The sequence below is a fragment of the Streptosporangium sp. NPDC006007 genome (genome assembly GCF_040614315.1).
Taxonomy (GTDB): Bacteria; Actinomycetota; Actinomycetes; order Streptosporangiales; family Streptosporangiaceae; genus Streptosporangium.
The window spans coordinates 57,816-67,908 of sequence record NZ_JBEXUG010000034.1; the positions used below are offsets into that span (position 1 = coordinate 57,816).

The 10,093-nt window shown below is 69.7% G+C and carries 7 protein-coding genes and 1 pseudogene; 3 read left to right on the forward strand and 5 right to left on the reverse strand.

Annotated elements, in window-relative coordinates:
* Positions 1-20 precede the first annotated feature (20 nt).
* The 3 genes from hrpA to ppgK form a co-directional block, all read right to left on the reverse strand.
* On the reverse strand, positions 21-3,914 hold the full coding sequence (hrpA, locus tag ABZ194_RS23320; protein ID WP_355599116.1) for an ATP-dependent RNA helicase HrpA: 3,894 nt from the start codon (positions 3,912-3,914) through the stop codon (positions 21-23).
* A 157-nt stretch (positions 3,915-4,071) separates the two neighbouring features.
* Positions 4,072-4,635 carry a hypothetical protein gene (locus tag ABZ194_RS23325; protein ID WP_355599117.1) on the reverse strand — a complete coding sequence of 188 codons (564 nt, stop codon included), beginning with the start codon at positions 4,633-4,635 and terminating at the stop codon, positions 4,072-4,074.
* Positions 4,636-4,756: 121 nt separating this feature from the next.
* The gene (gene ppgK / locus ABZ194_RS23330) at positions 4,757-5,491 is read right to left on the reverse strand and encodes a polyphosphate--glucose phosphotransferase (RefSeq protein ID WP_355599118.1); all 735 of its coding nucleotides are present in this window, start codon (positions 5,489-5,491) and stop codon (positions 4,757-4,759) included.
* Positions 5,492-5,622: 131 nt separating this feature from the next.
* Here ppgK and ABZ194_RS23335 point away from each other — a divergent pair, with 131 nt between their 5' ends.
* Positions 5,623-6,123, forward strand: coding sequence for a hypothetical protein (locus ABZ194_RS23335; RefSeq protein ID WP_355599119.1), 501 nt, complete (start codon positions 5,623-5,625; stop codon positions 6,121-6,123).
* 51 nt (positions 6,124-6,174) lie between these two features.
* Here ABZ194_RS23335 and ABZ194_RS23340 read toward each other — a convergent pair whose 3' ends face one another.
* The gene (locus tag ABZ194_RS23340; RefSeq protein ID WP_355599120.1) at positions 6,175-7,812 is read right to left on the reverse strand and encodes an ABC-F family ATP-binding cassette domain-containing protein; all 1,638 of its coding nucleotides are present in this window, start codon (positions 7,810-7,812) and stop codon (positions 6,175-6,177) included.
* Positions 7,813-8,134: 322 nt separating this feature from the next.
* Here ABZ194_RS23340 and ABZ194_RS23345 point away from each other — a divergent pair, with 322 nt between their 5' ends.
* Both ABZ194_RS23345 and ABZ194_RS23350 read left to right on the forward strand, forming a co-directional pair.
* The gene (locus ABZ194_RS23345) at positions 8,135-8,866 is read left to right on the forward strand and encodes a hypothetical protein (RefSeq protein WP_355599121.1); all 732 of its coding nucleotides are present in this window, start codon (positions 8,135-8,137) and stop codon (positions 8,864-8,866) included.
* A gap of 270 nt (positions 8,867-9,136) precedes the next feature.
* Complete coding sequence (locus ABZ194_RS23350) at positions 9,137-9,943, forward strand: SAM-dependent methyltransferase (protein ID WP_355599122.1); 807 nt, start codon at positions 9,137-9,139, stop codon at positions 9,941-9,943.
* On the opposite strand, the pseudogene ABZ194_RS23355 reads toward ABZ194_RS23350, so the two are convergent.
* Positions 9,889-10,093, reverse strand: a pseudogene (locus ABZ194_RS23355) (hypothetical protein); the annotation flags it as partial. The gene ABZ194_RS23350 and the pseudogene ABZ194_RS23355 sit on opposite strands and share 55 nt — an antisense overlap.

Sequence of the window (10,093 nt, forward strand, 5' to 3'; positions counted from 1 at the left end):
GGCTCCCGGGGAGGTGGGGCCTACAGTTGCTCCATCGCCTTGCGGATGCGTTTGTCGGAGATCGAGTACGGCGTGCCCAGGGTCTGCGCGAAGTAGCTGACCCTGAGCTCCTGGATCATCCAGCGGATCTGCAGGACGTCGTCGGCGGAGCGGCGGGCCGGGGGAAGCCTTTCGATCAGTTCGTGGTACTCGTCCTCGATGTCGTGGACCTTGTGCATCCGTTCCTCGTCGCGGAACCGGTCGTCCGGGAGCTTCTCCAGCCGCCGCTCGGCCGCCCTGAGGTAGCGGAACAGGTCGGGCAGGCGCTTGAAACCGGTGTCGGTGACGAAGCCGGGGTAGACCAGATCGGCCACCTGGTCGCGGATGTCCTCGACGGCGGGGGTGGAGCGGGCCTCGGGCAGCAGGGTGATGACCTTGTGCCAGACCTTGAGGGCGGCCTCGACCCTGGTCACCACCTCGGCGGTGGTGTCGAACAGTTCGGCGCGGACCTTGTCGTGCAGGGCGGTGAAGGCCGGGCCGTCCCAGACCGGGCCGCCGTACCGGCCCATGAGCTCGTCGGCGGCGCAGGCGACGCAGTCGTCGAACAGCGCGGCGGCACCGGCGTGCGGGCTGCGGCTGAGGGCGAGCTTGGACTGGTTGTCCAGGCGGCCGAGCACCGACTTGGCCGGGGACGGGGTGTTGAGCAGCAGCATCCTGCGGGTGCCCTCCCACATGGCCCGGCGCTGCTCGGCCTCGGTCTCGAACATCCGCACGGCCACGGTCGCGCCCTCGTCGGCCAGCGCGGGATAGGCCTTCATCCTGCGCTGCTCGAACGTCTTGGGCAGCTCCCCCACGGTCCACGTGGTCAGCCCGGACCTCTCAAGACCGTCCGCCGCCTTGGAGAGGGTCTGGCGGAGTTTGGGCGCGAGCCGGCGTTTCAGTTCGGCCAGGTCCTTGCTCTCGGCCAGTCTCTGCTTGCGCCCGTCGACAATCCGGAACGTGATCTTCAGGTGTTCTGGGACCAGGTCGAGCTGCCAGGCGTCCCTCGGCACCTGGACGCCGGTCAGGTTGAGCAGTTCCCGCTCCAGCACCGCGAGTAGCGGTTCCTGGGTGGGTTCGGCCCGCTGGAGCACCTGTCCGGCGTAGTTCGGGGCGGGCACGAAGTTGCGCCGGATGTTCTTGGGCAGGGTCCGGATCAGCGCGATGAGCAGTTCCTCACGCAGGCCGGGGATCTGCCAGTCGAAGCCGTCGGCGTTCACCTGGTTGAGCAGGGAGATCGGGATGTGGGCGGTGACGCCGTCGGCGTCGGTGCCGGGCTCGAACTGGTAGGTCAGCGGGAAGCGCAGGCCGCCCTGGCGCCACACGTCGGGGTAGTCGCGACGGCTGACGTCGCCCGCCGACTCGCTGATCAGCATCGACTTCTCGAAGCTCAGCAGGTCGGGCTGGTCGGCCCTGGCCTTCTTCCACCAGGAGTCGAAGTGGCGCCCGGAGACGGCGTCTGAGGGGACACGCTGGTCGTAGAAGTCGAACAGCGTCTCGTCGTCGACGAGGATGTCACGGCGGCGGGCCCGCTCCTCCAGCTCCTCCACCTCCTCCAGGAGCCTGCGGTTCTCGGTGAAGAAGGCGTGGTGGGTCTCCCAGTCGCCCTCGACCAGCGCGTGCCGGATGAACAGCTCCCGGCTCAGCTCGGGGTCGATGCGGCCGTAGTTGACCTTGCGCTGCGCCACGATCGGCACGCCGTACAGGGTGACCTTCTCATAGGCCACCACCGAGCCCTGGTTCTTCTCCCAGTGCGGCTCGGAGTAGGTGTGCTTGACCAGGTGCTGGGCGAGCGGCTCGACCCACTCGGGCTCGATCTTGGCGTTGACCCGGGCCCAGAGCCTGGAGGTCTCCACCAGCTCGGCGGACATCACCCACAGCGGCTGCTTCCTGGCGAGCGCGGAGCCGGGGAAGATGGCGAAACGGGCGTTGCGGGCACCGACGTACTCGGTGAGCGGCCTGCGCGGTTCGCCGGCCGGCCTGCGTGGGCCGTCGTTCGGCGTCTTCCTGTCGATGTCCTTGACCCCGATGTGGGAGAGCAGGCCGGAGAGCAGGGACATGTGGATCTTCTGCTCGTCGCCGGGGGTGCTGTTCAGCGTGACACCGAGGGACTTCGACATCTGGCGGAGCTGGCTGTAGACGTCCTGCCACTCGCGGACGCGCAGGTAGTTCAGGAAATCGGCCCTGCAGAGCCGCCGGAAGGCGCTGGAGGACAGCTCCCGCTGCTGCTCCTGGAGGTGGTTCCACAGGTTCAGGTAGGAGACGAAGTCCGATTCCTTGTCGGCGAAGCGGCGGTGTCTCTCGTCCGCGGCCTGCTGCTTGTCCGCCGGGCGTTCGCGCGGGTCCTGGATGGACAGCGCGGCGGCGATGACCATGACCTCGCGGACGCAGCCGTTGTGGTCGGCCTCCAGCACCATGCGGGCCAGTCGCGGGTCCACCGGCAGGCCCGCCAGCTTCCGGCCGAGCGGGGTCATCTGCTTGACCTGGTCGAACGCGCCCAGCTCCTGGAGCAGGTCGTAGCCGTCCTTGACCTGGCGCTGGTCCGGCGGTTCGACGAACGGGAAGGCCCCGATGTCGCCCAGGCCGATGGAGGTCATCTGCAGGATGACCGAGGCGAGGCTGGTGCGCAGGATCTCCGGGTCGGTGAACTCGGGGCGGGTGAGGAAGTCGTCCTCCTCGTACAGCCGGATGCAGACCCCCTCGGAGACACGGCCGCAGCGTCCCTTGCGCTGGTTGGCCGAAGCCTGGGAGATCGCCTCGATGGGCAGGCGCTGGACCTTGGTGCGGTGGCTGTAACGGGAGACGCGGGCGAATCCCGGATCGACCACGTACTTGATGCCGGGCACGGTCAGCGAGGTCTCGGCCACGTTGGTGGCCAGCACGACCCGGCGGCCGGTGTGGCGCTGGAAGACCCTGTGCTGTTCGGCGGCCGACAGCCGGGCGTACAGCGGGAGGATCTCGGTGTCCTCGCGTCTGGAGAGCGCGTCGGCGGTGTCGCGGATCTCACGTTCGCCGCTGAGGAAGACCAGGATGTCGCCCGGCCCCTCGGCGCAGAGTTCGTCCACGGCCTTGCCGATCGCCTGGATCTGGTCGTCCTCCTCGCCGATCGGCCGGTAGCGGACCTCGACCGGATAGGTCCGGCCGGAGACCTCCACGATCGGCGCCCCGCCGAAGTGCTTGGAGAAGCGCTCCGGGTCGATGGTGGCCGAGGTGATGATGACCTTGAGGTCCGGCCGTTTCGGCAGCAGCTGCTTGAGGTAGCCGAGGATGAAGTCGATGTTGAGGCTGCGTTCGTGCGCCTCGTCGATGATCAGCGTGTCGTACTGGGCGAGTTCCCTGTCGGTCTGCAGCTCGGCCAGGAGGATGCCGTCGGTCATCACCTTGACGAGCGTGCCGTCGCTCACCTGGTCGGTGAAGCGCACCTTGTAGCCGATGGCGTCGCCGAGCTCGGTGCCGAGCTCCTCGGCGACGCGTTCGGCCACGGTCCTGGCGGCGATCCGGCGCGGCTGGGTGTGCCCGATCAGTCCCCGGACCCCCCGGCCCAGCTCCAGGCAGATCTTCGGCAGCTGGGTCGTCTTGCCGGAACCGGTCTCACCGGCGACGATCACGACCTGGTGATCGCGGATCGCCGCCAGGATGTCGTCTCTGCGCCGGCTGACCGGCAGCGCGTCCGGATAGGTGACCGCGGGCACTCCGGCCCGGCGCTCGGCCACCCGGCGCTCCGCCCTCTCGATGTCGGAGGTGATCTCCGCGGCGATCTTCTGCTGCGCGGCACGGTTTCTGATTCTGCGCGCGCCGTCGAGCCGGCGCCGCAACCGCCGCTGGTCACGCAGCGTGAGCTCGGGCAGGCGCGCGTGGAGTTCGGCGAGGGGAGATGTCAACGAAGGTGTTCCCATACTGCGACCAGAATACGTTCGGCCCACAGATCAGGAGCCAACCGCCCATGGTGCCCGACGTTCCGCACCCTGCGCACCTCAATATTCTCCGCCCTGTCCGGTGGGATACGGGCCGCTCCGGTGGGATGCGGGCCGGTCGAAGTGGACCGCCCGAGGATCAGCCGCGCCTCACCACCCTGCGGCGCCTCAGCAGCGCGAGCAGGCCGGCACCGGCGAGTACGGCGGCCCCGCCGGTCTCCCAGCCGAGCATCGAGCCCGGCAGGGTGCCGGACGTCTGCCGGGGGACGGCCTTCCAGTTCTCCGCCGCCCGCGCCGCGCCCCTGGCCAGGGCGAGACCGCCGCCCCCGGTGTTGGGGCCGTAGCCGTCGACCACGTAGAACTCCCCGTGGATGGTCCCGCCGTCACCGCGGCAGTCCACCTCCACGGTGTACGAACCGCTCCGCGCGCCGTAGTCCACCTGGGCCCAGCCGACGGCGACGCCGGAGTCGTCCTCCTCCAGCTCGGGCTCATCCTGGAAGGCGTCCGACTGGGCGAAGGCCGGTCCCCGGCAGTCGTACGCCGTGATCCTGAGGTCGGCCCCCGGCCCCGCCCGGTACGGCGAGAGCCTCACCTCCTCACCCTCTCCCGAGGCCGCGGCCGTCCCCGCCGCTCCGGCGGCCGTGAGGACCACCGCCCCGGTGACCACGATCCAGCGGGCCAGCACGCCAGTCGAGTGCATCACGTCTCTCCGCTTCCAGCAGATGCGATCTTGCTAACTCTCGCTACCTACCCAGGTAAGAGGGCGTGTCCGTCAAAGGAAGATCAAAATCTCAACGGCCTTTCCGGCATATGGCACAGGGCGACTACGGTGTCGCGGCGGCCATGGCGGCGCCCACGATGCCGGCCTCGTTCTGGAGGGTGGCCGGGACGACACGTGTGCGCACCTTCACCATGGGCAGGAACCTGTCGGATTTCCTGCTGACCCCGCCGCCGATGACGATCAGCGAGGGGGAGAACAGCGCCTCGACGCGCTGGAGATACTCCTCGACCCGCCCCGCCCACTTGCCCCAGCTCAGCTCGCCCTCCGTACGCGCGTGGTCGGAGGCCCGCCTCTCGGCGTCCTTGCCCCTGATCTCCAGGTGCCCCAGCTCGGTGTTGGGCACCAGGTGCCCGTCGACGAACAGGGCGCTGCCGATCCCCGTGCCGAAGGTCAGCACGAGCACCACGCCGGGCTGGTCGCGGGCCGAGCCCACCGCCATCTCGGCGATGCCCGCCGCGTCCGCGTCGTTGAGCACCACCACGGGCAGGCCCGTCGCCTTGGAGAACATCGCCCGCGCGTCCGTGCCGATCCACGACTCGTCCACGTTGGCCGCCGACCTCGTGACACCGTCGATCACGACTCCGGGGAAGGTCACCCCGACCGGTCCGGCCCAGTCGAAGTGCTCGACGATCCTCGCGACCACCTCGGTGACCGCCTTGGGCTTGGCCGGGGCGGGGGTCGGGATCCGCAGCCGCTCCCGGGTCAACTCCCCCATGGCGGTGTCCACCGGGGCACCTTTGATCCCCGATCCGCCGATGTCGATCCCCAGGGTCTCCATGACGCCCACCTCCTGTCCCGGGCTCCTTCCCCCTGATGGGCCGCTGATACTCGTCTGCAGTGAGCGGTCAACCGAACTGAAAGCGGTCCGTCACAAACTGCGGGATATCCCGACAGGAAAGGACCCCTCCGATGACGATCACTCGGCCCCTGGCCGGCCTCGCCCTGGCCGCCTTGATCGCCTTGGCCGCCCCGGTGGCCGCACAGGCCGCGACCGGCGCGCCGGACGCCGCCACCACCGCCGCCGCGTCCGCGACCCGGTGGGGCCCCTACGACGCGCCCGGTCACAAGGCCAGGGCGCTCGGCTCCCTGAAGGTCTCGGGCGAGGACCACCGGGACATCCCCGCCGCCGCGACCGCCCGGATCTCCGGCAGGCTCCACGACCTGACCGGCAAGGGCTCGACCTGCGGCTGGGCGGTCTTCCGCGTCACCTACCGGAGCCCGGACGGAAACCTGCCGTTCAAGCACCACAGCGTCCGCAACTGCTCCTACGGCACGCCCAAGCCCTTCACCTTCGCCTACCACGACGTCTACCAGGTCGAGCTCAAGGTCTGCGCCGAGGGCAGGGCGGCCAAGCCCTCGCTCAACTGCCTCTACGCCGGGAGCTGGAAGATCCTCTACCTGTCCAGGTGACCGTCCGCGACCGCCCTCGCGGGTTCGCCGCCCGCCGGGGCCGTCGTGGGTTCAGCCGCCGGTGACCGTGCCGTCGGCGAGATGAATGTGCCCGGTGGTGTGCACGGCGTCGAGCATCCGGCGGTCGTGGGTGACCAGCAGCAGCGTGCCGGGGTAGGCGGCGAGGGCGGACTCCAGCTGTTCGATCGCGGCCAGGTCCAGGTGGTTGGTCGGCTCGTCGAGAACGAGCAGGTTCACCCCCCGCGCCTGGAGCAGCGCGAGCGCGGCCCGGGTCCGCTCTCCCGGGGAGAGGGTCGCGGCCGGGCGCAGCACGTGCGCCGCGCGCAGCCCGAATTTGGCGAGCAGCGTACGGATCTCGGCGGGGGGCATGTCGCCCGCGGCGGCGCCGAAGGCGTCCATCAGCGGCTCGTCGCCGAGGAACAGCCCCCGCGCCTGGTCCACCTCGCCGACGACCACGCCGGGACCGAGTGAGGCGCTCCCCTCCTCCAGCGGGATCCGGCCGAGAAGCGCGGCCAGCAGCGTGGACTTGCCGGAGCCGTTGGCCCCGGTGATCGCCACCCGCTCGGCCCAGCCGATCTGCAGGTCCACCGGGCCGAGGGTGAAGGCGCCGCGCCGGACCACGGCGCCGCGCAGGGTCGCGACGACCGCGCCGGCCCGGGGCGCGACCGCGATCTCCATCCGGAGCTCCCACTCCTTGCGCGGCTCCTCGACCTCCTCCAGCCGCTCGATCATCCGCTCGGTCTGCCGGGCCTTGGCCGCCTGCTTCTCGCTCGTCTCGGTGCGGAGGTTCCGGCCGATCTTGTCGCCGTCGGGCGCCTTGCGCCGCGCGTTCTTGACGCCCTTCTCCATCCAGGCGCGCTGCGTCCTCGCCCGCTGGTTGAGCGCGGCGACGGTGCCGGCGAACTCCTCGTACTCGGCGCGGGCGTGCCGCCGGGCGACCTCCCGCTCGGCGAGGTACGCCTCGTAGCCGCCACCGTAGGCCCGGACCCGCTGCTGGGCGAGGTCGATCTCGACGATCCGGTTCACGGTCCTGGCCAGGAACTCGCGGTCGTGACTGACCAGAACCGTCCCGGCGCGCAACCCGGCGACGAAGCGCTCCAGCCGCTCCAGCCCGTCCAGGTCGAGGTCGTTGGTGGGTTCGTCCAGCAGGAACACGTCGTAGCGGCTGAGCAGCAGGGAGGCCATCCCGGCCCGGGCCGCCTGGCCTCCGGAGAGCGCCGTCATCGGCCGGTCCGGCTCCACCGCCAGGCCGAGTTCGGCGACGACCTCCTCGGCCCGTTCCTCCAGGTCGGCGCCGCCCAGGGCCAGCCATCTCTCCAGGCTCACGGCGTAGTCGTCGTCGGCTCCCGGGCGGCCCTCGACCAGTCCCTCGGTCGCGGTGTCCAGCGCGCGCTGGGCCCCGGCCACCCCGGTCCGCCTGGCGAGGAAGCCCGCGACCGTCTCCCCCGCCCGGCGCTCGCGCTCCTGGGGGAGGTAGCCGACCGAGGCCGTGGGCGGGCTGAGCCGCAGGGTGCCCTGCTCCGGGGGAAGCAGCCCGGCCAGGATCCTCATCAGGGTGGACTTGCCCGCCCCGTTCACGCCGACCAGGCCGATCACGTCACCGGGGGCGACGACCAGGTCCAGGCAGGAGAACAGTGCGCGGTCGCCGTGTCCCGCGGCGATCCCCTTGGCGACGATGGTGGCGCTCATGGGAAGACGCTACCTGTGATCCGCGGTCCCGGGCGCGCTCCGGTCCCGCCGCCGGGCGGACCGCCCCGTGTGTCCGGTCATCGGACGGCAGAGTCAACCCCATTCCCGACAAATCCGGCATATTTTACTTTAAGTCCCCAAAATTGGAGGGATTTCCCGGACAGGCCCTGACCTGCACCTTTACCGCGAAACGTTACTTGATGGAAACTTTGTCCATACTTTTTTGGGATTTGGAGCAACCTTTGCCCCGACAAACCTGTCTTATATAGGTGAAAGCGATCACTCCTGACCGCTTTCGACAACGGGGAGAGGGAACATCTTGATGAACCGAATCGCCGTCGGCCTGCTGTCCGCGGCGGTAGGGGGCTCGCTGCTCCTGTCCGCCGGGACGGCTTCCGCCGAGCGCACCGCCCTGAGCGTGCGCGTCGACAGCGTGAACCCCAACCCGGTCGTGGTTGAGAACGGCCGGGACACGGGGGTCACGATCGAGGTCCGCACGACGGAGGCGACCCGGGTCGAGCTCCGCCTCAAGCCGGTCTCCGACCGGTTCCGCGCCCAGGACGTCCGCGAGCCGAAGATCATGCACGAGGGTGATCTGTGGCGTTTCAGCACCAGCTTCGATGAGAACGACTTCGAAGGCCGCTGGCTTGCGATCGCCAACGCCTACGACAAGGACGGCAGGAAGGTGACCGACCAGGTCAACTTCTCCGTCAAGCAGGAGCAGCGGGAGAAGGCCGAGACCCGCCTGTCGAGCTTCCGTGCCGGCCCGCAGCCGGTCCGGAAGGGACGCTGGGTCTACTTCACCGGCCGCCTGCAGGTCGACGACGACCGGCGCTGGCAGGGCGTGGAGGACGAGGAGGTGGCGATCTACTTCCGTTCCAACGACTCCAACACCTGGAAGTGGGTCGCCTCCGGCGACACCGAGCGGAAGGGCAGGTTCAACGCCAGGGCCCGCGCTCTGAGGAGCGGCGAGTACCGCGCGGTCTTCGAGGGCAACGACGAACTCGACGAGAGCGCCAGCCGGTCGGCCTGGGTCCGGGTCTGGCGTCGATAACCCTCCGCGAAGAACCGGCGGCCCCCTCCATGGGGAACGGCGTCCACCCCCCGGCAGGCCCCGTACGGCACGGAGAGCCGGGATCCCCCGAGTTCTCCGGCTTCGGGGCCCGCCGGGGTTCCGCCGCCCGCACGAAGGGGAACGGCCCACGCCGCCTGTTCGCAGCACAACAACCGGTAATGCCTTCTACCAAAAATATTGCCTATGCCGACACATGGGGCATTACTCTCGGGCTAGAGATCTTCACTATTGTTCAGGCGGAGGGTGAACGTGGCCGACGAAGAGTGGACGCAACGCGGGATCGACGTCAACACTCCAAGCGTCGCCAGAATGTACGATTACTACCTCGGCGGTAAAGACAGCTTCTCGTCCGATCGCGTCGCCGCCGAGGAGATCCTCTCGATCGTGCCCGAGGTACGGATCGCCGCCAGGGAGAACCGGGCCTTTCTCCGCAGAGCCGTCAGGTTCCTGGCCCGGGCCGGGATCGACCAGTTCCTCGACATAGGCACCGGACTGCCCACCCAGGGCAACGTCCACGAGGTGGCGCAGCAGATCATCCCGGACGCCCGGGTCGCCTACGTCGACAACGACCCCATCGTCCTGGCCCACGCCAGGGCGCTCCTGCGCGGCATACGCGGCGAGGTCACAGTCGTCTCAGGCGATCTGCGACGGCCCGAGGAGATCCTGAACGCCCCGGAGATCAACAGGCATCTCGACTTCTCCAGGCCCGTGGCGGTGCTTCTCGTGGCCGTCATGCACTTCATCACCGAGGCCGACGACCCCCGGCGCATCCTCGCCACGCTGCGGGACGCCGTACCATCCGGCAGTTGCCTGGTCCTCTCCCACGGAACCCACGACCACTGGGCCGAGGCCGCGCAGAGGGGCGCCCAGGTCTACCGGCGGGCCAGCTCGCCCCTCGTCCTGCGCTCCCGCGGGGAGATCCTGGAACTGTTCGGCGGGTTCGAGCTGGTGGATCCGGGGCTCGTCTGGCTGCCCGAGTGGAGGCCCAGGGACCTCGCGTTCTACGACGACCCGTCGCAGGCCCTGATGGTGTGCGGAGTGGGCAGGAAGCTCTGACGCCGGTGGGCACGCCAGGCGGAGTGGCGGGTGACGGTGGTCTCCGGCCCGAAGGCGAAGTCCGGGTCGATCTGGGCGGTGAGATCCTCACCGGCCGCCTTGTTCGCCCACGCCTGCGCGTTGCGCAGATGGAAGTGCACCGCCTGGCGG